Source organism: Lentzea cavernae, assembly GCF_014653695.1.
Taxonomy (GTDB): domain Bacteria; phylum Actinomycetota; class Actinomycetes; order Mycobacteriales; family Pseudonocardiaceae; genus Lentzea; species Lentzea cavernae.
In genome coordinates, this window is sequence record NZ_BNAR01000027.1 from 68,103 (window position 1) to 91,339 (window position 23,237).

General features: G+C 69.8%; 23 protein-coding genes. 12 read left to right on the forward strand and 11 right to left on the reverse strand.

Annotation, left to right across the window (positions count from 1 at the left end):
- Nucleotides 1-47: 47 nt before the first annotated feature.
- The gene (locus IE307_RS44245) at nucleotides 48-581 is read left to right on the forward strand and encodes an LOG family protein (protein ID WP_191305496.1); all 534 of its coding nucleotides are present in this window, start codon (nucleotides 48-50) and stop codon (nucleotides 579-581) included.
- On the opposite strand, the gene IE307_RS44250 is transcribed toward IE307_RS44245, so the two are convergent.
- Both IE307_RS44250 and IE307_RS44255 read right to left on the reverse strand, forming a co-directional pair.
- Nucleotides 552-1,604 (reverse strand): winged helix DNA-binding domain-containing protein, encoded by a 1,053-nt coding sequence (locus IE307_RS44250; protein WP_191305497.1) that lies wholly within the window; start codon nucleotides 1,602-1,604, stop codon nucleotides 552-554. The genes IE307_RS44245 and IE307_RS44250 overlap by 30 nt on opposite strands.
- Nucleotides 1,605-1,614: 10 nt before the next feature.
- Nucleotides 1,615-3,111 carry a CocE/NonD family hydrolase gene (locus tag IE307_RS44255; protein WP_191305498.1) on the reverse strand — a complete coding sequence of 499 codons (1,497 nt, stop codon included), beginning with the start codon at nucleotides 3,109-3,111 and terminating at the stop codon, nucleotides 1,615-1,617.
- 117 nt (nucleotides 3,112-3,228) lie between these two features.
- On the opposite strand from IE307_RS44255, the gene IE307_RS44260 reads away from it, so the two are divergent.
- Both IE307_RS44260 and IE307_RS44265 read left to right on the forward strand, forming a co-directional pair.
- On the forward strand, nucleotides 3,229-3,567 hold the full coding sequence (locus tag IE307_RS44260) for a hypothetical protein (protein ID WP_191305499.1): 339 nt from the start codon (nucleotides 3,229-3,231) through the stop codon (nucleotides 3,565-3,567).
- Nucleotides 3,567-4,478, forward strand: a complete 912-nt coding sequence (locus tag IE307_RS44265; RefSeq protein ID WP_191305500.1) for a glucosyl-3-phosphoglycerate synthase — start codon at nucleotides 3,567-3,569, stop codon at nucleotides 4,476-4,478. The genes IE307_RS44260 and IE307_RS44265 overlap by 1 nt, the downstream gene beginning before the upstream one ends.
- On the opposite strand, the gene IE307_RS44270 is transcribed toward IE307_RS44265, so the two are convergent.
- From IE307_RS44270 to IE307_RS44285, 4 genes are read right to left on the reverse strand one after another with little or no spacing between them, the layout of a single operon-like run.
- Nucleotides 4,410-5,711, reverse strand: coding sequence for an amino acid ABC transporter ATP-binding/permease protein (locus IE307_RS44270; protein ID WP_191305501.1), 1,302 nt, complete (start codon nucleotides 5,709-5,711; stop codon nucleotides 4,410-4,412). The two genes, IE307_RS44265 and IE307_RS44270, sit on opposite strands and share 69 nt — an antisense overlap.
- Nucleotides 5,708-7,057, reverse strand: coding sequence for an ABC transporter ATP-binding protein/permease (locus IE307_RS44275; RefSeq protein ID WP_191305502.1), 1,350 nt, complete (start codon nucleotides 7,055-7,057; stop codon nucleotides 5,708-5,710). The genes IE307_RS44270 and IE307_RS44275 overlap by 4 nt, the downstream gene beginning before the upstream one ends.
- Nucleotides 7,027-7,650 (reverse strand): cytochrome d ubiquinol oxidase subunit II, encoded by a 624-nt coding sequence (locus IE307_RS44280; RefSeq protein ID WP_191305503.1) that lies wholly within the window; start codon nucleotides 7,648-7,650, stop codon nucleotides 7,027-7,029. The genes IE307_RS44275 and IE307_RS44280 overlap by 31 nt, the downstream gene beginning before the upstream one ends.
- Entirely contained in the window at nucleotides 7,650-8,810 is a 1,161-nt protein-coding gene (locus IE307_RS44285; RefSeq protein WP_191305504.1) for a cytochrome ubiquinol oxidase subunit I, read from the reverse strand. The genes IE307_RS44280 and IE307_RS44285 overlap by 1 nt, the downstream gene beginning before the upstream one ends.
- A 132-nt stretch (nucleotides 8,811-8,942) precedes the next feature.
- On the opposite strand from IE307_RS44285, the gene IE307_RS44290 reads away from it, so the two are divergent.
- From IE307_RS44290 to IE307_RS44305, 4 genes are read left to right on the forward strand one after another with little or no spacing between them, the layout of a single operon-like run.
- Nucleotides 8,943-9,281 carry a PadR family transcriptional regulator gene (locus IE307_RS44290; protein ID WP_191305505.1) on the forward strand — a complete coding sequence of 113 codons (339 nt, stop codon included), beginning with the start codon at nucleotides 8,943-8,945 and terminating at the stop codon, nucleotides 9,279-9,281.
- Nucleotides 9,266-9,943 carry a permease prefix domain 1-containing protein gene (locus IE307_RS44295; RefSeq protein WP_191305506.1) on the forward strand — a complete coding sequence of 226 codons (678 nt, stop codon included), beginning with the start codon at nucleotides 9,266-9,268 and terminating at the stop codon, nucleotides 9,941-9,943. Before IE307_RS44290 ends, IE307_RS44295 begins: the two co-directional genes overlap by 16 nt.
- Complete coding sequence (locus IE307_RS44300; RefSeq protein ID WP_191305507.1) at nucleotides 9,940-10,248, forward strand: DivIVA domain-containing protein; 309 nt, start codon at nucleotides 9,940-9,942, stop codon at nucleotides 10,246-10,248. The genes IE307_RS44295 and IE307_RS44300 overlap by 4 nt, the downstream gene beginning before the upstream one ends.
- Entirely contained in the window at nucleotides 10,232-10,798 is a 567-nt protein-coding gene (locus IE307_RS44305) for a DNA-3-methyladenine glycosylase I (protein WP_191305508.1), read from the forward strand. Before IE307_RS44300 ends, IE307_RS44305 begins: the two co-directional genes overlap by 17 nt.
- Here the strand turns inward: IE307_RS44305 and IE307_RS44310 are convergent.
- Nucleotides 10,785-11,570, reverse strand: coding sequence for an enoyl-CoA hydratase-related protein (locus IE307_RS44310; RefSeq protein ID WP_191305509.1), 786 nt, complete (start codon nucleotides 11,568-11,570; stop codon nucleotides 10,785-10,787). The genes IE307_RS44305 and IE307_RS44310 overlap by 14 nt on opposite strands.
- Nucleotides 11,571-11,580: 10 nt before the next feature.
- Nucleotides 11,581-12,378, reverse strand: coding sequence for a PaaX family transcriptional regulator (locus tag IE307_RS44315; RefSeq protein ID WP_191305510.1), 798 nt, complete (start codon nucleotides 12,376-12,378; stop codon nucleotides 11,581-11,583).
- Nucleotides 12,379-12,598: 220 nt separating this feature from the next.
- Between IE307_RS44315 and IE307_RS44320 the strand changes: the two genes are divergently transcribed.
- The 3 genes from IE307_RS44320 to IE307_RS44330 all read left to right on the forward strand — a co-directional run bounded on the left by IE307_RS44320 (nucleotide 12,599) and on the right by IE307_RS44330 (nucleotide 16,158).
- The gene (locus tag IE307_RS44320; RefSeq protein ID WP_065914675.1) at nucleotides 12,599-12,766 is read left to right on the forward strand and encodes a DUF3117 domain-containing protein; all 168 of its coding nucleotides are present in this window, start codon (nucleotides 12,599-12,601) and stop codon (nucleotides 12,764-12,766) included.
- Nucleotides 12,767-12,848: 82 nt separating this feature from the next.
- A complete protein-coding gene (locus IE307_RS44325) occupies nucleotides 12,849-14,315 on the forward strand; it encodes a leucyl aminopeptidase family protein (protein ID WP_191305511.1) in 1,467 nt (488 codons plus the stop codon).
- Between the two features lie 244 nt (nucleotides 14,316-14,559).
- The gene (locus IE307_RS44330; RefSeq protein WP_191305512.1) at nucleotides 14,560-16,158 is read left to right on the forward strand and encodes a membrane dipeptidase; all 1,599 of its coding nucleotides are present in this window, start codon (nucleotides 14,560-14,562) and stop codon (nucleotides 16,156-16,158) included.
- Here IE307_RS44330 and IE307_RS44335 read toward each other — a convergent pair.
- Nucleotides 16,140-17,033 carry a LysR family transcriptional regulator gene (locus IE307_RS44335; protein WP_229905630.1) on the reverse strand — a complete coding sequence of 298 codons (894 nt, stop codon included), beginning with the start codon at nucleotides 17,031-17,033 and terminating at the stop codon, nucleotides 16,140-16,142. The genes IE307_RS44330 and IE307_RS44335 overlap by 19 nt on opposite strands.
- A 52-nt stretch (nucleotides 17,034-17,085) precedes the next feature.
- On the opposite strand from IE307_RS44335, the gene IE307_RS44340 reads away from it, so the two are divergent.
- Nucleotides 17,086-18,330, forward strand: a complete 1,245-nt coding sequence (locus IE307_RS44340) for an MFS transporter (protein WP_229905631.1) — start codon at nucleotides 17,086-17,088, stop codon at nucleotides 18,328-18,330.
- Nucleotides 18,331-19,662: 1,332 nt separating this feature from the next.
- Here the strand turns inward: IE307_RS44340 and glgA are convergent.
- Entirely contained in the window at nucleotides 19,663-20,814 is a 1,152-nt protein-coding gene (gene glgA / locus IE307_RS44345; protein WP_191305514.1) for a glycogen synthase, read from the reverse strand.
- A gap of 88 nt (nucleotides 20,815-20,902) precedes the next feature.
- Between glgA and glgC the strand changes: the two genes are divergently transcribed.
- Nucleotides 20,903-22,117: a glucose-1-phosphate adenylyltransferase gene (gene glgC, locus IE307_RS44350; RefSeq protein WP_191305515.1), complete on the forward strand. Its 1,215-nt coding sequence runs from the start codon at nucleotides 20,903-20,905 to the stop codon at nucleotides 22,115-22,117.
- A 452-nt stretch (nucleotides 22,118-22,569) separates the two neighbouring features.
- On the opposite strand, the gene IE307_RS44355 is transcribed toward glgC, so the two are convergent.
- Nucleotides 22,570-23,202, reverse strand: coding sequence for an O-methyltransferase (locus IE307_RS44355; protein WP_191305516.1), 633 nt, complete (start codon nucleotides 23,200-23,202; stop codon nucleotides 22,570-22,572).
- Nucleotides 23,203-23,237: the final 35 nt, after the last annotated feature.

A 23,237-nucleotide genomic window follows, 5' to 3' on the forward strand; every position in this document is an offset into this window, starting at 1 on the left:
TTCGTTCGGACAGGCCCGCACCCCTCGAGCACGGGAAGCCAGGACTGATGTACGTAGCTGTTTATTGCGGAAGCCTCGCGACCGTCCCCCAGAGCTATGTCGACCTCGCCGCCGAGGTGGGCCGCCAGATCGCCGCACGCGGCTGGCACCTCGTGTGGGGCGGTGGGCAGACGTCGATGATGGGTGCGGTGGCCCGCGAGGCCCGTGCCGGTGGCGCGCACACCTACGGCGTGATCCCGAAGGGCCTGGCCACCAGGGAGATCGCCGACCGCGACTCGACCGAGCTGCACGTGGTCGACACCATGCGCGAGCGCAAGAAGATGATGGACGACAAGGCGGACGCGTTCCTGACCTTGCCCGGTGGCATCGGTACCGCCGAGGAGTTCTTCGAGGTGTGGACGGCCGGGGTGCTCGGCATGCACGGCAAGCCCGTGGTGCTGCTGGACGTCGACAACCACTACAAGGGGCTCGTGGAGTGGCTGACCGAGTTGCGGGACAAGGGGTTCGTGTCGCACGCCGCGTTGAAGTCGCTGATCGTCACGGACGACGTGTCAGTCGCTCTTGACGCTTGCGTCGTCTAGGCCCTTGGCCTTGGCCAGGAGCTGGGTCTCCGGCAGGAGGTCCGGGAGCGGGCGGTACGGCGTCGCCGTCACCTCGAAGCGCTTGCCGGACACCACCCTGCCCTGCCAGGAGCCCGCGATCTCGCCGTCGACCAGGATCGCGCCGCGGCGGCCGAGGATGCGGAAGATGTCCTTCTGCGCGGCCTTGTCCGGGAGCAGCAGGTCGCGGTCGCGCGCTTGCAGGTACGGGTCGGTCGGCGGGAGCAGGCGGACGTCCGGTGGTTCGGCGTCGGCGATCTCCAGGTCTTCCGGCAGCCACGCCTTCTGGCCCTCGACGGTCACCTCGACGAGGCCTTCCGCGGGCCAGCGCTTCTTGACCTCGCGGGTCGACGTGCCGAAGTAACTGGCCACTTCGGACGGTCCGGCCGGGCCGTGCAGGGTCAGGTAGCGGTGCACCAGCTCGTCGAAGCCCGCGGTCTTGCGCGGGACGCCCGGCCAGCCGTGGATGCGTTCGAACGTCACGGTCTTCTCCTCCGGGATGATCCGGAGGCCCGCCGGGAGCGCGCCGAGGCGGAAGATCGGGTCGCTGACGTGCTCGGTCTGGCAGCCCCGGCACGGTTCGACCGTCTGCCTGGGCGCCAACGGGGTCAGCGCCGCGCTGAGGTCGCCCTTGGCCATCGGCTTCGTGACGATGGACCTCATCGCGGTGGCGATGTGCCGCAGCGCGTCCAGCAGGTCGTCGACCTTCGGGCGTGCCGCGCGGGCCCTGGCGTCGGCGTCGCTCCACGGCCACAGCGCGCGGGAGAACGCCTTCAGCTCGCCCGCCCTGTGCAGGTGGGGCGCGCCGCGCACGGACCAGGTCACGGTGAAGTCGTCTGTCGTGGGTGCGTCCAGCCTCGCGGCGAGACTCAGCAGGGCCGAGCCGGAGGTGTTGTCCTGGACGCCCAGGGAGAACACCGCCAGCTCGGTCGCGTCGCTGATCCGCCGGTCCAGTTCGTGCTGGTGGATCCGGTGGAGGAGCACCTGTTCCCGGGTGAGGTCCACCCGGACATTCTTACGCCTTCGGAACCGTGAGGCTCGACGGTCCGAAGGTGACGGTTGAGCCACGCGTCGATTCCGACAGATAACGCGGGTCCACCGTGTCGATCACCAGTGCGATCCGGTTGTCCGCGCCGACGTTCCACACCGTCGGTTCGAGCTCCACGTCGAGCGTCTGGGTGCGGCCCGCGCCGGTCACCTTGACCGGCTTGTGCGTGATCAGCGCGCCCAGGCCGAGCGGGCCCACCTCGTACAGGTACGCGAACAACGTCGTCGTCTCCGCACTCGGGGTGACCTGGAGCTTGAGCTTCGGCGTGCCGGCGAGTGTCGCGCCGCTCCAGTACTGCGGGCCGCTCCACACGCCGGCGACGTTGCGGTCGACGAACGGCAGCGAGACCCCGGTGGGGATGTTCAGGAACCCTTGCAGCGCACCGGAGAGCAGGATCGTGCCGCTGTCGGCGACCGTGTTCCAGCCCGCGTGGATCCGCTTTCCCCCGAGCGGCACGGTGTCGACGTTGCCGTTCGGCCAGGCGCCGAACTTCTTCCACGTGCCGCCGTTGTTGGGCTTGAGCTGCACCGGCTGCTCGGCGTCGATGCCGTTGGCCGTGCCCTTGACGTAGCGGTCGAACCAGCGGCCGACCGACTCCCAGATCTCGTTGGGCAGCCCCGCCGCGCCGAACAGCTCGGCGGTGGCGTGGTCGCCCGGCGAGAGCATGAGCCGCTTCGGGCCGGTCAGCCTGCCGTAGAAGTCCGCGATCTGGCCCGGAGCGAAGATGCCGTCGTTCCAGGCGTTGCCGAGCATGACCGCGGTGCCGTTGGCGTTGATCTGGGCGATCTTGTTGGCGGCGGAACGCTCCGCGGAGATCGGCACGACCTCCCAGAACCTGCCGTCGCGGTAGGCGTCCTCCGCCTCCTGGAGAACGGGCCCGGGACGTCCGGTGGCCTTGCCCGCCGCGAGCAGGACCTCGACGGCCTGCTTGTTCACGGTGCTGTTCGGGTAGAGCGAGCGGGCCAGGTCGGTCCACGTGCTCAACGCCGCCGCAGCCTTGATGCGCTTGTCGCTCGCCGCGGCCAGCAGGGACTGCCCGGCGCCGTAGGAGATCCCGGCCGCGCCGACCTTGGTGCCGTCGGCGTGCGCGTTCGCGATGGCCCAGTCGATGACCTTGGTGACGTCCCCGACGGTGTCGGGGCCGGCGACGTCGATCTGGCCGCCGGAGTCCCAGAAGCCGCGGCTGGTGTAGCTCACCACGACGTAGCCGGACTCCTTGGCGAGCTTGGCCGCCGCGCCGACGTACTCGATGTTGGGAACCGCCCAGCTGGACGGCATGACGAGCAGCGGGAACGGCCCGCCGCCCCGGCCGGTCGGTTCGACGACGAGGGCCTTCAGGGTGGTGCCGCCGACGCCGGGGATGGACCGGTAGGTGATGAGGTGCCCCGCGGCCGCCGTGGCGGCGACCGGAGCACCGAGCAGGGTTGTGAGGAGCACCAGCACCAGAACAAGTGATCGTCGCACTCTGGTCCTCCTTGACCATGACGTAGATCACACAGGGTTGTTACTGGGGAGTAAAGCAGGGTGCTACTCGTGGGTAGCAAGAAGCTGTGAGTCAGGTCACTGTTTACGCTGGGTGGCGTGAACCGATTCCGAGTCACTGAGCTGCCGGAAGACCGGGTGCTGGTGGTCGCGCATCTGACCAGCGCGGACGCCCTGGCGCAGGCGGTCGAGGACGGCGCCGACGTCGTCGAGTTCGACGGCGGGCTGGAATTGCCGTCGCTCACGGAGACGTTGGACGTGGTGACGGTCCCAGCAGGAGACGAGGACCAGACGCTCGCGGCTGCCACAGTGGCCGCGATGTCCGGAGCACGTGCCGTTCGCGCGTCCGACGTGCGGCAGGCGAGGAAGGTCGTGGAGATGGTGGCGAGCGTGATGGGGACCCGTCCGCCGGCGCGGGCGATGCGGGCGCTGGCCTGATGCTGCCCGCCGTCGAAGCGTGGTTCGCCTCGCACACCTGGCAGCAGCCGTCCTGGACGGTGGACGAGCTGGTCGCGTTGAAGCGCGGCCGGACCGTGTCCGTGGTGCTGCCCGCGCTGAACGAGGAGGAGACCGTCGGGGACGTCGTCTCCGTGGTGCGTCCGTTGCTCGGGACCCTGGTCGACGAGCTGGTGGTGGTGGACTCCGGGTCCACGGACCAGACCGTTGCCGTCGCTTCAGCCGCCGGGGCCCGGGTCGTGCTGCGCGAGGACGTCGTGCCGTGGCTCGAGCCGTTGCCCGGCAAGGGCGAGGTGCTGTGGCGGTCGCTGGCCGCGACCTCCGGCGACCTGATCGTCTTCCTGGACTCCGACCTGGTGGATCCGGAGACCGCGTTCGTCACGGCGTTGCTCGGGCCGTTGCTGCTGGACCCGGACGTGCACCTGGTGAAGGGCTTCTACCGGCGGCCGTTGCGGCTGGAGAGCACCGGCGGCGGGCGGGTGACCGAACTGGTGGCGCGGCCGTTGCTGAACACGTTGCGGCCCGAGCTGTCCGGTGTCGTGCAACCGCTCGGCGGTGAGTACGCGGCCACCCGGTCCTTTTTGGAGTCCGTTCCGTTCGCGGCCGGGTACGGCGTGGAGATCGGGCTGTTGCTGGACGTGCACCGGGTGCACGGGCTGTCCGCCCTGGCCCAGGTGAACCTGGGGGTGCGCAAGCACCGCAACCGGTCGTTGCTGCAGCTCGGCGCCATGTCGTCGCAGATCATGGGGACCGCTCTGGCCCGGTGCGGTGTCGAGGCCGAGTCCGGGCCGTTGACGCAGTTCGTGCAGGTCGACGGCGAGTGGCTACCCGACTCGACCGACGTGCTCGTGGCCGATCGGCCGCCGATGATGCACGTGGTCGAAAAGGGCTAGCTGCTCCTCGCGGTGCGTGACGACCAGTGCCGTGCCCTGGCAGTCGTCGAGGACCTTGGCGAGCACGCGGTCGGCCTGGTCCGGGTCGAGGCCTTCGGTGGGCTCGTCCAGGAGCAGGACCTGGGGGTGCGCGAGCACCGACCTGGTGAGGACCAGGCGCTGGCGCTGGCCGCCGGAGATCTCCTCGCCGCGTTCGCCGACGACCTGGTCCCAGTCGAGGTCCAGCTCGGTGATCCCGGCGGCCCAGTCGAGTTCCGCCTGTGTGGCACCGGGTCTGGCCAGCAGGACGTTCGTGCGGACCGTGGTGTGGAAGACGTGCGCGTCGGCCAGCGCGCCCTTGCTCGGTTCGAGGCGGCGGGCCAGGGCGTTGAGCACCGTGGTCTTGCCCGCGCCGCTCGGGCCGACGATCGCCGTTCTGCCGTGGAGGTCCGGGACTTCCGGGCAGTACGCGGGTTCGGGCTCGTCGGTGGGTTCCGGGGCGGGCCGGGACAGTGCCGCGAGCGGGACGGTGATCTCGAACGCCGCGACGGCGGCCATGATCAGCCACGCCGGTTCGTGCTGGGCCAGCATGAGCAGCGCCGCGCCGAACTGGACGGCGATCGCCAACGGGGTCAGGTCTCTCGTGCGTTCCTTGCGGGACAGCTCCTTCGCGGTCTTGGTGGCGTGGGAGAGCTTCTCGTCGAACAGGCCGTAGGCGATCAGTTCTTCTTTGCTGTGCACCAGTTCAGTGGTTTGTTCGGTCAGCCTGGCGCGCAACGGGGTCAGGTCCTGCGGCGCGCGGATCGCGAGCCAGGGGAGCAGGGCGAGGTTGATCAGCAGTCCGGCGACCAGCGGCACCGAAAAGCCTGACGCCGCTGCGACGACGGCACCGACCAGGGTGGCGGTGATCCACGGCAGCGTCGCGCGGAGCCTGGTGTCGAGGTGCTGGTCGACGTTGGTGACGATGCGGGTCAGGGCGGTGCCGGACGGGACGTGCCTGCGGTGCGCGAGGTCGTCGTAGACCTTGCCGCGCAGCTCGACGGCCTCGCTGAGCACGGCCCTGTGGCTCGTCAGGCGTTCCAGGTAGCGCAGGGCGCCCTTGGCCAGCGCCAACGCGCGGACGGCGACGATCGCCACGGTGAGCGCCTGCATCGGCGGGTGTTCGGCGGCGCGCAGGACCAGCCAGGTCGCGGTCGCGGTGAGGCCGACGCCCGCCAGTTCGGCGAGCGTTCCGACGAGGATCGCGAGCTTCACACCCGCACCACCCTGTCGACCTCGCCCAGCAGCGCCGGGCGATGCGCCACGATCACCGCTGTGCGGCCTCGGGTGAAGTCGCGTGTTGCTTGGAGCACCAGTGTTTCCGTTTCAGCGTCGAGGTGGGCGGTCGGTTCGTCGAGCAGGAAGAGCCCGGCTTCCTGGCGGTTCAGGGCGTTCGCCAGCGCGACCCGCTGCTGTTCGCCGGACGAGAGGGCCGCCGGGACGAGCATGGGCCGTTGCGGCACCCACGACAGCGCTTCCAGCCACAGCTTGCGGTCGATCTCCCGCAGGTCGACGCCGCCCACGAGCACGCGTCCGTCGTCGGGACGCACGAAACCCAGCAGCAGCCCGAGAACCGTGCTCTTGCCCGCGCCGCTCGGACCGACGAGCGCGATCCGTTCACCGGGCCGGATGCGCAACGAGAAGTCCTTCAGGCTGCGGACGCTCACGTTGTCGAACACGATCTCGGCGTGGGCCAGGTCCGGCGGTGCCAGGCCGGTGATGTCCTTCCGCGCCGGCACTTTCGCGAGCACCTCCCGGCCCTGCGCGCTCGCGTGGTACTGCGCGCCTGCGGCTCGTAGTGGCAGGAACGCTTCTGGGGCCAGGAAGAGCACGAGCAGTGCGGTGTGCAGCGGCACTCCGCCGTCGAGCAGCCTGAGGCCGACCGGCACGGCGACAAGTGCCACCGACATCGTGGCCACGAGCTCCAGCACGAAAGCCGACAGGAACGCGACGCGCAGTGCCGACATCGTCTCGGTCATGTGCTGCGCGGCGAGCTTGCGGACCATCGCGGACTGCGCCTCCGCCCGTCCGAACGCCCGCAGCGTGCCGATTCCCTTGACCACGTCGAGGAAATGGCCGCCGAGAGTGGCGAGCGCGTCCCATTGACGGGCGGTCCGCTCGCGGGTGTGCGCGCCCACCAACGCGCCGAAGACCGGGATCAACGGCAGCGTCACGAGGATCGTCACGGCCGCTGTCAGGTCGGCGAAAGCCAACCTGATCACCACCGCGAGCGGCACGACTACGGCCAGGACCTGCATCGGCAGGTACCCGACGACGTACGGCGTCACGTCGTGCACGCCCCGCGTCACCAGCGTGGCGACCTCACCGGCCTTGGTGCCGGGCGAGCGCAGGAACGCCTCCCGCAGGCGGGTGCGAGTGCGTTCGGCGGCGCGGTGAGACCACTCGCGGTGCAGCCACCACACGAGTACTCGCGCGCCGATCACCAGGCACAGCAGGAGAAGCCCGGTTCCACCGCTGAGCACCGACGCCAGCAGTTCGGCCTGGGCCAGCACCAGGAACGGGATCGGGATCAGCGCGAGGAGAGGGCGACGATCGACCACTGCGACACCACCACCAGCGGGATGACCGGGATCGCGACCCAGGCGAGCAGGCTGAGAGTGTCGTTGTGCGCCATGAGTCCCGTGACATCGATCGAGCTGAACGCCAGCGGGATCGGCAACGCGCAGAGTGCCGCTGTCACGGGGAACAAAGTCCACCGCCGCATCTGGAACACCCAGCCGTGCACCGCGAACAACACCGGCATCACGAACGCGACGGGCCACGGCGCGTCGAGCAGGTGCACCAGGAACAGACCCCAGCCCACGGACACCATCAGCGCGCCCGTGAACACCAGCCACCACCACAACCGCAGCTGCACGGCCGCCATGAACAGCACCAGCCCGGCCAGGAGCAGGGTGAACGTGCTGTGGGCGCCGGAGAGCAGTTCACCTTCGAGGCGCGGGAAGGCCGCGAACAGCACCCCGACCGCGGCGACCAGCCACACCTCGTTGCCCAGGAAGAACGGGTTCATGCGCCGCAGAGCCACTTCTCGTCTCCTGAACGGCAGCAACAGCCCGGAGCCGTAGTCGAAGCCGGCCAGAGCGAAGTACCCGACGGTGAGCACACCCAGCACCGTCAACCAGAGCGTTTCCATCAGAGAGTCACCACCATCGGCGAGACGGGAGCCGGCGCGACGTCCGGACCACGACGGACCGCACGCGCGATCAACGCCCAGTCGACGCAGGCCAGCACCACGAACAGGAACGTGAACACGATGAGCGACAACAGGATCTGCGAAGCGTCCACATGCGACACCGCGTCCTCGGTGCGCAGCAACCCGTAGACGAGCCAGGGCTGCCGGCCGATCTCGCGGAACATCCACCCGAAGATCGCCGCGGCGAACGGGAACGGGATGCCGACGACCATGAGGTACAACGGGAAGCGCATCCGGATCACGGCGTCCCTGAACAGCAGCGGGAGCGTGAGCCAGCTGATCATCGTCAGCCCCATCCCGATCAGGATCATGAACCCGAGCGGTGCGCCGACCCACGGCGTGGCCTCGGTCTTGCCCGGTTGATGGGCGGCGATCACCGGGAACTGCGCGAACCCCGCGCCGAGCAGCACCGGTGTGGCCAACGCCGTGGTCACGACGCCCATCCGCAGCGACCGCCGGAAGAAGTCGGCTTCGGGCGTCCGCTTGATGAAGTGGTACGCCGAGACGCCGGTCAGGAACACACCGCCGGCCGTGATCGCCGCGAAGACCACGTGCACGAACGCGGAGGTGAACGTCGGGTTCGTCAGCAACGCGCCGAAGTCGTCCAGCCGCAGCACGTTCCCGTCGACCCGGTAGCCGACGGGGTTCTGCAGGAACCCGTTCGCCGCCATGATCCAGAACGCCGACGCGAACGCGGTCAGCGCCGTCAGCCACAGCAACGTCAGGTGCACCCAGCGGTTCAGCCTGCCCCAGCCGAAGATCCACAGGCCGAGGAACGTCGACTCCAGGAAGAACGCGATCAGCGTCTCCAGCGCGAGCGGCGCCCCGAACACGTCACCGGCGTAGGTCGCGAGCCCCGACCAGTTCAGCCCGAACTGGAACTCCATCACGACGCCGGTCACGATCCCGAGCGCGTAGTTGATGACGTAGATGCGGCCCCAGAACCGCGTCATCCGCTCGTGCACGGGCGCGCCGGTGATCGTGAACCTCGTCTGCATGATCACCAACAGGGTGACCAGACCCAGTGTGAGCAACACGAACAGGAAGTGGAACGACGTCGTCGTCGCGAACTGGAGCCGGGCGAGGTCTGCTGCGCTCATGAGTGGCGACGGTATGTGTAGGCCGCCTACTTATTAAGGCCTGAAACCGCATCTCAGGGGGATCTCAGGGCAGACCCTGACCGAGGATTTCAGGGCTCACACCGAGAGCCCGGATCAGTAGAGTCGCTACTCATGAAGCCCGACGCGCTCCGCGGTCACCTCGACGCGTTGCTGCTGGCCACGCTCGACGGCAGGCAGCTGCACGGCTACGCGATCATCGAGGCGTTGCAGGAGGGCAGCGGGGGTGCGCTGGACCTCCCGACGGGCACGGTCTACCCCGCGTTGCGCCGGCTCGAGCGGGCTGGGCACGTCACCAGCGACTGGAGCACGGTCGGCGGGCGCAAGCGCCGCACCTACGAGCTCACGCAGGCGGGGCGGCGCGCCCTGCAGGCGGAGCGCAGCGCGTGGCGCGAGTTCACGACGGTCATCGACGGGGTGCTGGGAGGTGGGGGCAGGTGGGCGCAGCAGTGATCGACCGGTACGTGACCGACCTCGGGTCGCGGTTGCGAGGCTCGAGGAAGCAGGTCCGCGACCTGCTCACCGAGACCCGCGACAGCCTCACCGACGCCACCGAGGCGCACGTCGGCAGCGGGCTCACCGAACAGGAGGCCCAGCAGCGCGCGGTCGAGGAGTTCGGTCCCGTGCGCGAGATCGCGAACGAGTACCAGGCCGAGCTCGCCGTCGCCTATGGCACGCGCACGCTCATCTGGCTCGCGATCGTGCTGCCGTTGATGCACATGGCGTGGGAGTACGGCCGGATGCTGCTCATCGGTCCGTGGCAGGATTTCGGGTCGGTGCCGCCGGCGTGGTACCTGTTCATCGCCAAGGCCAACGACCTCACGAGCGGCATCGCGTCCGGGGTGGCGCTGGTGGCGTTGGTCCTCGGCCGGGTGCTGGCCCGCAAGTACGACACGAGACTGGTCGCCAAGGCCGGCGCGGCCATCGCGCTCACGGCCGTCGGCGCGGTCCTGCTCGGCAACCTCTCGATCATCCTGGCCACCGCGCACCTCGACGTGGCGCGGCTGCTGCAGTCGTCGCCGATGACCGTCGCGACCGCGATCACCTGGGTCGTGATCGTTCGTCTCGGTCTGCTCGCTCGCCGCTGCCTGAGCTGTGCCACGATCGTCGCGTGACCAACGCCCTGATCTACCTGATCGTGATGATCGCCGTCGCGGCAGTGGTGTTCCTGCTCGCGGCGTTGGTGTTCGGGCGCGGCGAGGAGCTCGCGCCGCTGCCGCCCGGTGCCTCGCCCACCCGGCTGCCCGCCGAGGACATCACCGCGCAGGACGTCCGCGAGCTCAAGTTCCAGCAGGTCTTCCGCGGCTACAAGATGACCGAGGTGGACTGGGCGTTGCAGCGGCTGTCGGCCGAGGTCGAGACGCTGCGGGCGCGCGTCGCGGAACTCGAGGACCGGGAGAGCAGTGAGCACCCGGCCTGAGCCGCTCTCCCGCTGTCCCTGGGGCGACTCGACCCCGGACTACGCCGAGTACCACGACACCGAGTGGGGCGTGGAGCTCCACGGCACCAGCGAGCTGTACGAGCGGATGTCGCTGGAGGCGTTCCAGTCCGGGTTGTCGTGGATCACGATCCTGCGCAAGCGCCCGGCGTTCCGCGCCGCGTTCGCCGGCTTCGACCCGGCGCGGGTCGCGGAGTTCGGGCCGGCCGACGTCGAAGCGCTGATGGCCGACGCGGGCATCGTCCGGAACCGCCTGAAGATCGACGCCGCGATCCACAACGCCCGCCTGATCGTCTCGGACGAGGTCGACCTGGACGCGCTGCTGTGGTCGTTCGCGCCGGCGGACCACGTCCGGCCCGCCACGTTCGCGGACGTGCCGGCGATCACGCCCGAGTCCACGGCGATGGCCAAGGAACTGAAGAAGCGCGGCTTCAAGTTCCTCGGCCCCACGACGTGCTACGCGCTGATGCAGGCGACCGGCATGGTCGACGACCACATCTCGACGTGCTTCCGAGCGGCTAGCGCCCGATGAACTTCGGCGCCCGCTTGTTCACGAACGCGTCCACGGCCTCGCGGTGGTCCTCGGTCGAGCCGCAGTCGGCCTGGGTGCGGCGCTCGGCCTCCAGCGCGTCCTCCAGCGTCCCGTCCGCCGCCGCGGCCAGCGCTTCCTTGATCTTCGCGTAGGCCGTCGTCGGGCCCTTGGCGAGCTTGGCGGCCAGCAGGTGCGCGGTCTCCAGCAATTCCTCGTCCGGCACGACCTGGTTGACCATGCCGACCCGCAACGCCTCCTCGGCGCCGACGGGCTGCGCGAGCAGCATCATCTCCATCGCGCGGCCGTGGCCGATCAGTCGCGGCAGCGTGTACGACGCGCCGGAGTCCGCCGTCAGGCCGACGTTGGCGAACGCCATCAGGAACTTCGCCGACGCGCCCGCGATGCGCAGGTCGGCGGCGTAGGCGAAGGACGCGCCCGCGCCCGCCGCGCTGCCGTTGACCGCGGCGATCACCGGCTTCGGCATGCCGATCAGCTCGCGCACGATCGGGTTGTAGTGCTTCTCGACGGTGTGCAGCGGCGCGGGGTCACCGGCCTGCAGCAACCCGATGTGCTCCTTGAGGTCCTGGCCCGCGCAGAACGCCCTGCCCGCACCCGTGATCACCACGGCGCGCACCTCCGCGTCCGCCGCCGCGGCCTTGAGCTCGGCGAGGAACGCCTCCTTCAGCGTGACGGTGAAGGCGTTGAACGACTCGGGGCGGTTGAACGTGAGCGTGCGCACACCATCGGCGTCGTCGACGAGGAGCTCGGACACTGGACCTCCATCAAGCAGTGGAAACGTTGCGGACCGGCCGCAGGCACTCGTCGACGAATCGGCTCGTGCCCGGTGCCAGCCGCAGCGTCTGTTCGTCGAAGAACGTCGCTGCCGCGTGCCCCGGCCAGTCCGGTGGCAACAGTTCAGCAGGAAGACCGGGATCGCGGAACAGGAACTTCCGCCACGAGTGCAGCAGCTGCTGCGAGGCCGCGAACGCCGCCGCGTCGTCCGTTTCGTCCACAACGGACACCGTCTCGTGCCAGTGCGCGACGAACGCGGCGTAGTCGCGGCCCAGCTCGGCCAGGTCCCAGGCCTTCGCGGCGAGCTCGGCGTCGCCACCGTCGTGTGAACCGTGAAAAGTTCGTGCGGCGACTTCCTCGGCGGCCAGCACGTCGGCCAGTTCGGGGGAGGGCCGGGGAGCGATCCACGTCACAGGACCGAGCGCGCCGTAGCCGAGCAGCTGCAGCTCCGACGCCAGGTGGTCGCGCGAGTCGCGGCCCGGCAACTCCTCCAGCACCACGACGTGCCAGCGACCGTCCCACGTGGACGGCCCGGTGCGGTAGATGCGTGCGGCGGCCTCGTCCAGGCGGCGTTCCCCGCGGGGCGTCATGGCGTATCCGGGCCCGTCAGGGAGCCGGGACGGCTGCAACCAGCCCTGCCGGACCGTGCGCGACACGGCGGTGCGGACGGCCGGCGCGGCGAAACCCAGGGGCTCGAGCAGCCGGACGAGCGCGGCGATGGTGGCGGCGCCACCGCGTTCGCGGAGGTGGCCGCCGTAGACGTCGAAGAGCGCGGAACGGGCTCGCACCCGGCCCAGTCTGTCACGCCGCGCCCGGCGGAGTGCCGTGCCCGCCCAAAGTGTTGCGAGGTCGTGAAAACGGGTATTGATCAGGGACAAGTCAAGATCGACAACTGTCACCCGAACTCGCCAAAAGATCGGTTCGGTTTCGCCCCTGAGTCGCGATAGGGGAGAATGGAGCAGATCCGGCCTGGCCGGACGGGGAAGATGTTGACGGAGGGAGCACGCGATGGCGGCCATGAAGCCCCGGACCGGCGACGGTCCCCTCGAGGTCACCAAGGAGGGACGCGGCATCGTCATGCGCGTGCCGCTCGAGGGTGGTGGGCGCCTTGTCGTCGAGATGTCGGCGGACGAGGCCAGCGCCTTGGGCGACGCGCTGAAGGCCGCCGCCGGCTGAGGCACCCGGCGAGGAAGCAGTGTTGAGCCCCGGTTTCCACAGTGGAGACCGGGGCATCGCTTCGTTCTCGCCCCAGGTGAGAATGAACGGTCGTCAATGCAATAGGGGAGGTCCAACCGTGGCGTCGACGGTTCCGTCAGTGCCCACCAAGCTCGTGGACGTCGAGGTGGCCACCACCTCGCGCCGTGGCGTTCCGGCGGTCGTGCTCGCGGCCACGGGACCGGCGCTGGGGCCGGGCGGCGACGGCATCGACGTCTCCGACCTGACCGGCAAGGCCGGTGAGGCGGTGCGGCACGACGAGGCCTGGACCCTCGGTGTCGGCACCGGCACGGCCGCCGACTACCGCACCGCGGGCGCCTCGCTGGTGCGCGCGCTGAGCGGCGAGGACGCGCCGAAGACCGCCGACGTCCTGCTGACCCCGGACTTCGACGCCGAGAAGGTGCGCGCGTTCGTGCTGGGCGCGGCGCTCGGCGGCTACCGCTTCAAGGTCACCGGCGAGGACGCCCCGAAGCGCGTCGGCTCGCTGCGGCTGATCACGGCGGACACCGGGTTCGAGGAGGTGCTGACGTCGGCCGCGCTGAAGGCCCACGCGCTCGCCACCGCCACCTCGCTGACCCGTGATCTCGCCAACACCCCGTCCAACGTCAAGGACCCGCGCTGGCTCGCCACGACCGCCGCGAAGCTCGCGGACAAGGTCGCCGGGCTGACGGCCACCGTGCGCGACGAGAAGTGGCTGGCGCAGCAGGGCTTCGGCGGCGTGCTGGCCGTCGGAGGCGGCTCGGCCCGCCCGCCGCGGTTCCTGGAGATGACCTACGGCACCACCGGCCCGCACCTGGTGTTCGTCGGCAAGGGCATCACGTTCGACACGGGCGGCATCTCGGTGAAGCCCGCCGACGGCATGCACCTCATGCGCACCGACATGGCGGGCGGCGCCGCGGTGATCTCCGCGCTGCTGGCCGTGGCCCGGCGGCAGCTGCCGGTCAGGGTCACCGGGCTCGTGCCGTGCGCCGAGAACCACGTCTCGGGCTCGGCGTACCGGCCGGGCGACGTCGTGCGCCACTACGGCGGCGCGACGACCGAGGTCACGAACACCGACGCCGAGGGCCGCATGGTCCTGGCCGACGCGATGGCGTACGCGGTGAAGAACCTGGAGCCCGACCTCGTCGTCGACGTGGCGACGCTGACCGGTGCGATGAAGGTGTCGCTCGGCCTGCGCACGGGCGCGGTGTTCAGCGCGTCCGGCGAGATCGCGGCCGAGGTCGTCGCGGCGGGGGCGAACGTCGGCGAGAAGTGGTGGCGGATGCCGTTGCTCGAGGAGCACGCCTCCGCCGTCGCCAGCGAGATCGCGGACTACAAGCAGTGCCCGCCCGGCCCCGGCGGCATCACGGCGGCGCTGTTCCTGCAGAAGTTCGCGGGCGACGTGCCGTGGGCGCACCTCGACATCGCGGGTCCCGCACGGTCGGAGAAGGTCTACGACGAGGTCGTCGCGGGGGCTACCGGCTTCGGTGCCCGGACCCTGGTCGAGCTGGCTGAAGAATATTCGCGCTAGGGCGTGTGTCGAAGTCCGGTTCGATGAGAGCTGCGCTTGAGGTGGTTCCTGGTGGTGCGGCCGGAGGGCCCGCGTACCGGTGTTGTACGTGGGCCCTCCGGCCGTGCCGCCAGGGGCCGCCTCGGGCCCGGCTATCGCGGATCGGACTTCGACACAGGCCCCAGGTCCCTACTTATGGCCATACGAGACGGCGGCGTTCCACGGCATGATGTGAGCTCCTTCACAACGCCGTAGAGGAGCTCTCGTGTTACTCCGCCTGGCTCTCGCCGTCTCGCTGGTCCTAGCGTCGTTGTCCCCCGCCACGGCCGCGACGCCCTGGTGGGAACCGGTGGCGCGGCCCGCGCCGGACTCGCAGATCAACGTGACGGGCGAGCCGTTCAAGGGCGTCGACGGCCAGGGCAGGGTGCGCGGGCTCGTCGACGCGCACAACCACCTCATGACCAACGAGGGCTTCGGCGGCAAGCTGATCTGCGGCAGGCCGTTCTCCGAGAAGGGCATCGCGGACGCGCTGAAGGACTGCCCCGAGCACCACCCGGCGGGTCTCGGCGCGATCTTCGAGGCGATCGTGACGGGCGACCTCGACGGTCACGACCCGGTGGGCTGGCCGACGTTCAAGGACTGGCCGTCCTCCACCACGGTCTCGCACCAGCAGAACTACTACGCCTGGCTGGAACGGGCGTGGCGCGGCGGCCAGCGCGTGCTGGTCCAGGACCTGACGAGCAACGCCACGCTGTGCGTCATCCACCCGTTCAAGGACAAGCCCTGCGACGAGATGGCGTCGGTCCGGCTGCAGGCGCAGCGGACCTACGAGCTGCAGGCGTTCGTCGACAAGCAGTTCGGTGGCGCGGGCAAGGGCTGGTTCCGGATCGTCACGTCGTCCGAGCAGGCGCGGGACGTGATCACCCAGGGCAAGCTCGCGGTGGTGCTCGGCATCGAGACCTCCGAGCTCTTCGGCTGCCGGACGTTCCTCGACATCCCGTTGTGCAGCAAGGCCGACATCGACCGCGGGCTCGACGAGGTCTACGCGCTCGGCGTGCGCAGCGCGTTCCTGTGCCACAAGTTCGACAACGCGCTGTGCGGTGTCCGGTTCGACTCGGGCACGCAGGGCGGCGTGATCAACGCGGGCCAGTTCCTGCGCACCGGCCAGTGGTGGCAGACCGAGGTGTGCAAGGGCCCGCAGCAGGACAACCCGATCGGCACCGTCGGCCCGAACGCGCTGATCCCCGCGGGTGTCGTCGCGCCGAAGTACGACCCGGCGAAGCGGTGCAACGTGCGCGGCCTGACCTCGCTCGGCGAGTACGCGGTGCAGGCCATGATGCGCCGGCACATGATGATCGAGGTCGACCACATGAGCGTGAAGGCCGCTGGTCGCACGCTCGACCTCGCGGCCCAGGCGCGCTACCCCGGCATCGTGTCCAGCCACAGCTGGATGGACGCCCAGTGGACCGAGGAGGTCTACCAGCTCGGCGGGTTCATCGCGGGCTACGAGAACGACCCCGGCGGCTACGTCGCGCAGGCCGCCGCCGCGGAGCCGTTGCGCCGCAAGTACGACGTGGGCATCGGGTTCGGCTCCGACTACAACGGCGTGGGCTCGCACCCGGCGCCGCAGACGGGCGTGACCTACCCGTTCCGCACCTACCCGGACGGCCCGCTGGTCGACCGGCAGCGCACCGGTGAGCGCGTCTGGGACATCAACGTCGACGGCGGCGCGCACATCGGCCTGCTGCCGGACTGGGTGGAACGTGTCCGCCAGCTCGGCGGTGACCAGCTCGTGCGGGACATGCTGAGCGGCGCCGAGTCGTACCTCCGCACGTGGTCGGGCACTCAGGCCTGGACGCCGTGAGTCCGGAACGCGTGCTCGCGGAAGGCCCGGACGGCGGGCGGCAGCGGGTGGTCCCTCAACCACGCCAGCGCGAAGACGCGGGCCGAGCGCGGCGACAGCGGTAGCTCGCGCAGGCCTGGTGGCGGGGTGAACTCGGCGTGCGTGAGGATCGCGACGCCGAGCCCGGCCGCCACCAGGCCGCGCACGGTCTCGATCTCCTGGCTCTCGAACGCGACGCGAGGGGTGAGACCGGCCTTCGCGAACAGGTCGTCGGTGATCTGCCTCAGGCCGTAGCCGTGCTCCAGCAGGATGAGGTCCTCGTCGACGAGGTCGGAGAGCCGGACGACCTCGCGCGAGGCCAGCGGGTGCGAGACCGGGGCGACGACGATCAGCGGTTGCTCGAAGATGACCACCGACTCGACCTCCGGCTCGTCCGGCGGCGGGGCGACCAGCGCGAGGTCGATCTCGCCCTGCAGCAGCTTGTCGACCACGGTGTAGCGGGCGTTCTGCACCAGCCCGAACCGCACCCGCGGGTGCTCGGCGCGGAACCCGCGGACGAGCTCGGGCACCACGGACCGGCCGAGCATGTGCAGGAAGCCCAGCACGACGCGGCCCTTCTCCGGGTCGAGCTCCTCCTCGACCTCGCGCAGACCGGGTTCGAGGGCGGCCAGCGACCGCGTCGCCGCTTCGGCCAGGAGACGGCCGGCGCGGGTGAGGCGGACCCGTCTGCCGCTCTTCGTGATGATCGGCGAGCCGAGCTGCTCCCCGAGCTCGGCGAGCCAGCGGCTGACGGTGGGCTGGGGCAGCCCGACGCGTTCGGCGGCACGGGTCACGTGCTCGTCGGCGGCAAGCGCTTTCAGCACTGCCAGTTTCGGGGCCAGCTCCAATTCGTCCACGGATCGATTCTGGCGCATTTCCGTATTGGACGTATGGCTTAGCGTCAGACGTGTGAACAGGTTGACCGCGTCCATCGCCGCTTCGGGGTTCGCGTGCTTCGCGCTGCTGTACACCCCGCAGCCGGTCATGCCGCAGATCGCCGCCGAGTACGGGCTCGGGCCGGGCAGCGCGTCGCTCGCCCTGTCCGCGGCGACGCTCGCGCTCGCGGTGGTGGTCGTGCCGATCGGGATGCTGTCCGAACGGGTCGGGCGCCGTCCGGTGATCGTGGTCAGCGTGCTGGTGGCGGCCCTGCTCGGGCTCGTGCTGCCGCTCGCGCCGAACTACGAGGTGTTCCTCGCCCTGCGGGTGCTGCAGGGCGTCGCCGCGGCCGGGGTGCCCGCCGCGTCCATGGCCTACCTCGCGGACGAGCTCTCCAAGAAGAACCTCGGCGCCGCGATGGGCGCGATGATCGCCGGCAACAGCCTCGGCGGCATGTCCGGGCGCCTGATCACCGGCATGACCTCCGACTGGCTGGGCTGGCGCGGCTCCGTGCTGCTCGCCGGCGTGTTCGGGCTGGTCGCGGCCCTGGTCGTGGTGTTCTTCCTGCCGAAGGCGCAGGCCCGGCCGACACGGGCGCCCGCCGGCATGAAGGCGGCTTTGAAAGACCCGGTGCTGCTCGCGTTGTACGTGGTCGCCGTGCTGCTCGTGGGCACGTTCATCTCGTTCTACAACGTCGCGGGCTTCCAGCTGTCCGGCCCGGCGTGGCTCGAGACGCTGGTGTTCCTCTTCTACGGCTTCGGCAGCACCTCGGCGGCGTTCGCGGGCAGGCTGGCCGACCGGTACGGCCGCGGCCGCGTGCTGTTGCTGTGCATCGGCGTGGTCGCGGTGGGCGCGCTGGCGAGCCTGCTGTGGGTGCCGCTGGGTCTGGCGATCGTCACCGCCGGGTTCTTCGCCTCGCACACCACGGCGAGCGGCTGGGTGGCCGCGCGTGCCCCCGCGCACGCCCGCGGCCAGGCCTCCGGGCTCTACCTCGCCGGGTTCTACGTGGGCAGCAGCATCGGCGGGACGTCCGGCGCCACCGCGTACGAGGAGTGGGGCTGGACCGGGCTGGTGCTCGTGATCCTCGGCTGGCTGGCTCTCGCCGCGATGCTCGCTCAGAACTCCAGGGCGAGGGTGACGCGCGAGTCGACCGGGGAGATGGCGGTCCTGCCGAGCCTCGGCAGGTCCAGCGAGCCCTCGACCATGCCGACCGAGACCGAGCGGGTGTCCGCCGGGACCTCGACCACGACCGCGAAGGGCAGCGGCCCGCCGTCGTAGCGGGCGCCGACCTGCTTGGCGGCCGACCCGTCCGGCAGCGTGACGGTGATCAGGTCCTTGGTCAGCAGGCCGCCCGCGGTGTCGGGCAGGTTGCCGGCCGCCTCGACCCGCACCTCGAGCAACGCCTTGTCGGGCGCGGAGATCGTGGCCACGTCGTACTGGCTCTCGCCGAGCTTGACCGGGCGCTGGCGGCCGATGCGGACGCCGGTGACCTTCATGCCGAGCTCGCGGTCGCCGAAGCGGATCTTCTGCGTCTGCTCCTTGAACTGGGCGGGGGAGGCGGCGCGCTGCAGCACGTGCGGCGGGGAGTCGGTGCGCTTGCCGGACGGGACCTCGGCGCGCTGCTCCAGCGACTTGGCGCCGAGCGTGCCGAGCGCGAGGTGCTCGGCGCCCTCCTGCGGGTCGGGCACGGTGTAGACGACGAAGACCGAGCCGTTGGCCGGCAGCCGGTCGGCGGGCAGGACCTGGCGCTTGCCGGGCACCTCGAGCGCGAGCTCCGAGGGCTGCGGGGCGAACCCCTGCCAGTTCGTGCGGTGGAACCCGCTGTCGGTCTCGTTGAGCTTCTCGACCTTCATCCTGATCACGCGCAGCCGCGACCCGGACTCCGCGCGCAGCGTGCCCTCGGAGGTGAACCAGATGTCCGGGTTCGCCCAGCCGGTGACGGCGGTGCCGAGCAGGTCGTCGCGCAGCTTGATGTCGGCGTCGCCGAGGCCCAGGTCGAGGTTGGAGCGCTTGCCGTCGTCGGGCAGCACGGCGAGGAAGTCGCGCCCGGCCGTCGTGTCCTGCTGCTTGGACGGGTCGTACTCCTTGCCGTCGGTGCGCACGAGCATCCCGCTCGGGGTGCTGCGGTTGCCCTTCTCCGGCACCTGGGGCGACTGCACCTCGTAACGGATCTCGTCATCCGTCTTGGTGACTTCCTTGAGCGGCACGGGCACCCAGTCGGTGCCCGCGCCGGTGCCGGGGACCTGGACCGGTCCGCACCACAGCCGCTTGTCGACCTCGGACTCGACGCCCGTCTTCGCGAACCAGCAGCTGACCGCGGCGGCGCCCGCCCGTGCCACGTAGCCGTACTCGAGCGTGTAGGCGACCTGCGCCTCGGCGTTCGCCTGCAGGTCAGAGGCGTCGGAGAGTTTCTTGCCGTCCACCGTGAGCTGGACCGCGCTCGGCTGGCCGGCGGGGGCTGAGGTGGCACATCCGGTCACTGCCAGGAGGACCGCCAGACCCAGCACCGCACAACGCACAGTCCTCGCGCCCCTCACCAGTTGAAGTCATAACATCACTACTGGTTAAAGGCGGTCGTCACTCCTACGGGTTGCCCCGGCCGAGTGTGGCTCAAATCACACTGCGGTAGACCTCGACCGTCTGCTCGGCCATCGCGGACCAGGAGAACTCCTGCTCGGCCCGTGTGCGCCCGGCGGCGCCGAAGCGCTTCGCGCGCTCGGGGTCTGTGATCAATTCGTTGATCGATTCCGCGAGCTGGTGCCGATATGTCGACAAATCCTGCTCGTCGTAGTGGACGAGGAGGCCCGTTTCGCCGTGCACGACGACCTCGGGGATGCCGCCGACGTCACTCGCGACGACCGCCGTGCCGCACGCCATCGCCTCCAGGTTCACGATGCCCAGCGGCTCGTAGACCGACGGGCACACGAACACCGTCGCGTGGCTCAGGATCTGCCGCACCTCGGCCGGTTGCAGCATCTTCTGGATCCAGAAAACCCCAGGTCGCGACTGGGAGAGCTCGCTGACCGCCTGCCGGGTCTCCTCGGCGATCTCCGGCGTGTCCGGAGCCCCCGCGCACAGCACGACCTGCGCTTCCGGGTCGATGTGGTGCGCGGCCGCGACGAGGTGGCCGACGCCCTTCTGCCGGGTGATCCGCCCCACGAACGCCACGATCGGCTTCGCGGGATCGATCCCGCGCGACGTGAGGGCGTCCGACTCGGTGACGGGGTGGTAGGCGTTGCTGTCGATGCCGTTGCGCACGACGTGGACCTTCGCCGGGTCCAGCGCGGGGTAGGCGTCGAGCACGTCGGTCCGCATGCCCTCGCTCACGGCGATGACCGCGTCTGCGTGTTCGTAGGCCGTGCGCTCGGCCCAGGACGAGATCCGGTACCCGCCACCGAGCTGCTCGGCCTTCCACGGCCGGCGCGGCTCCAGCGAGTGCGCCGTGACCACGTGGGGGATGCCGTGGAGGAGTTTGCCCAGGTGACCGCCCATGTTGGCGTACCAGGTGTGCGAGTGCACGAGGCCCGCCGCGGAGATGGCGCTCGCCATCTCGAGGTCCACCGCGAGGGTGGTCAGAGCCGCGTTCGCCTGCTCCAGGCTGTGCGGCGGGTTGTGGGCCGTGGCGTCCGATCTCGGCGCACCGAAGCAGTGCACGTCGACGTCCACGAGTTTGCGGAGATGGGGCACGAGGAAACCCACGTGCACACCTGCCCCACCGTAGACCTCTGGCGGATACTCCCTTGTCAACAGCGCAACTCGCACCCACCCACCGTAGATCACAGATGTACTTGTTGGGACGAACCGGTTTGCGTCTGGTTCGAGAACGATCGCACGGATAGGGTCACATACCGTGAAGGGGCAGCCGCACGTTCTCGGAATTGTGCTTGCCGGTGGTGAAGGCAAGCGCCTCTGGCCACTGACGGCCGACCGCGCGAAACCGGCTGTGCCCTTCGGGGGCAACTACAGGCTGGTCGACTTCGTGCTGTCGAACCTGGTCAACGCTGGGCTCGCGAAGCTCTGCGTCCTGACGCAGTACAAGTCGCACTCACTGGACCGCCACATCTCGACCACGTGGCGCCTGTCCAATGTGCTCGGTCAGTACGTGACCCCGGTCCCGGCGCAGCAGCGCCTGGGTCCGCGCTGGTACACGGGCTCGGCCGACGCGATCTTCCAGTCCTTGAACCTCGTCCACGACGAGAAACCGGACCACGTGGTCATCTTCGGAGCCGACCACGTGTACCGGATGGACCCGGGCCAGATGATCTCGCAGCACGTCGAGTCGGGCGCGGCCGTGACCGTCGCCGGCATCCGCGTGCCGCGCAACGAGGCGAAGGCCTTCGGGTGCATCGACAGCGATGCCTCCGGGAAGATCACCCGGTTCCTGGAGAAGCCGTCCGAGCCGCCGCACGTGCCGGACGACCCGGATGTCACTTTCGCTTCGATGGGCAACTACATCTTCACCACCGAGGCGCTGCTGGACGCGCTTCGCGGGGACGCGTTGAACCCCGACTCGGACCACGACATGGGTGGCGACATCATCCCCATGCTGGTGGACCGGGGTAAGGCGCACGTCTACGACTTCCAGGACAACCAGGTTCCCGGCGCCACCGACCGAGATCGTGGGTACTGGCGGGACGTGGGGACGATCGACGCGTACTACGACGCGCACATGGATCTTGTTTCGGTCCATCCGATCTTCAACCTGTACAACCAGTTGTGGCCTATTCGGACTGCCACGCCTCCGTTGCCTCCGGCCAAGTTCATCGCTGGAGGGTCTGCTGAGGACTCGATGGTGGGGCCTGGGTCGATCATCTCCGGGAAGATCCACGGGTCTGTGATCTCTTCCGACGTGACCGTTGAGGTCGGGTCGGTGGTTCAGGGGTCTGTGTTGTTGCCTGGGGTTCGGATCGGTAAGGGTGCTGTGGTTCGGCGGGCCATTTTGGACAAGAACGTGGTTGTGCCTGATGGGGCGTTGATCGGGGTGGATGCTCCTATGGATCGGGAGCGGTACACCGTGTCTGCTTCCGGGGTGACGGTGTTGGGGAAGGGTGTTCGGGCTTACTGATTCGGCCGCTTGGGTTGGTGGGTTGGGTTGCGTGCGGCCTGGTTTGTTGTGTGCTTCCCCTGGGGCTCTGCCCCAGACCCCGGCAATCTGAGATGGGGGCCTGCGCCGTTCGTGGGTTGATGGCACGCCTGTTGCGTTGGGCGGCTGCGCGTTGCTTAGTCGGGTGCGTTGGCGGTGGGTCCCATCACGAGTCGCACCAAGAGCGGGCCACATGCAGGTAGGGGTGTCAAGCGGACGAAGAGCGTGTCCGCTTGACACCCCTACCTGCATGCAGCAAGAGCTATGGCGCGACTCGTGATGGGACCCACCGCCTGAGCCTCTTGGTAAGGACGGCTCGCCTTCGGCATCGCGTGTGAGGACGGCTCGCCTGCGGCATCGCGTGTGAGGACGGCTCGCCTGCGGCATCGCACCAGCAACCGGCTCGCCTGCGGCTTCGCGTTGATCAGGTGTGCCTACGGCTTGCGGGCTGCCACCAGCAGGCCGTCTCCCAGCGGGAGGATCACCGGTACCAGGCGGGAGTCCTCCTTCACCAGGCGTGCGATGTCCCGCATCGCCTGGGTCGACTCGTCCCGCTTCGCCGGGTCCACCACCGCGCCGTGCCACAGGACGTTGTCGAACGCGATTACACCGCCCGGCCGGAGCATGCGGACGCCGTGTTCCAGGTACTGCGGGTACTCGGGCTTGTAGGCGTCCACGAAGACGAGGTCGTAGGCGGCGTCGGTGAGGCGGGGGAGGACTTCCAGGGCCTTGCCCATGATCAGGCGGGTGCGGGACGGGGAGATGCCTGCTGCCGCGTAGGCCTCGCGGGCTGCGCGTTGGTGTTCGGAGGCCACGTCTATGGAGGTCAGGATGCCGGACTTGGGCATGCCCGCCAGGAGGTAGAGGCCGCTGGTGCCCGCGCCGGTGCCCACTTCCACCACTGCCCGGGCCTGGAGTGCGGTCGCGAGGAACCGCAGGGCGGCGCCTCCGCCCGCGCCGATGGGCACGCAGCCCAGTTCCTGGCCGCGTGCTCGCGCCGCCAGGTGCACGTCGTCCTCGGGGAGGTACTGCTCGACGTACTCCCGCAGGGCCGATTCCGTGGTCACGGTCTAGCAGGCTAGTGCGTCCAGTGCCCAAAACG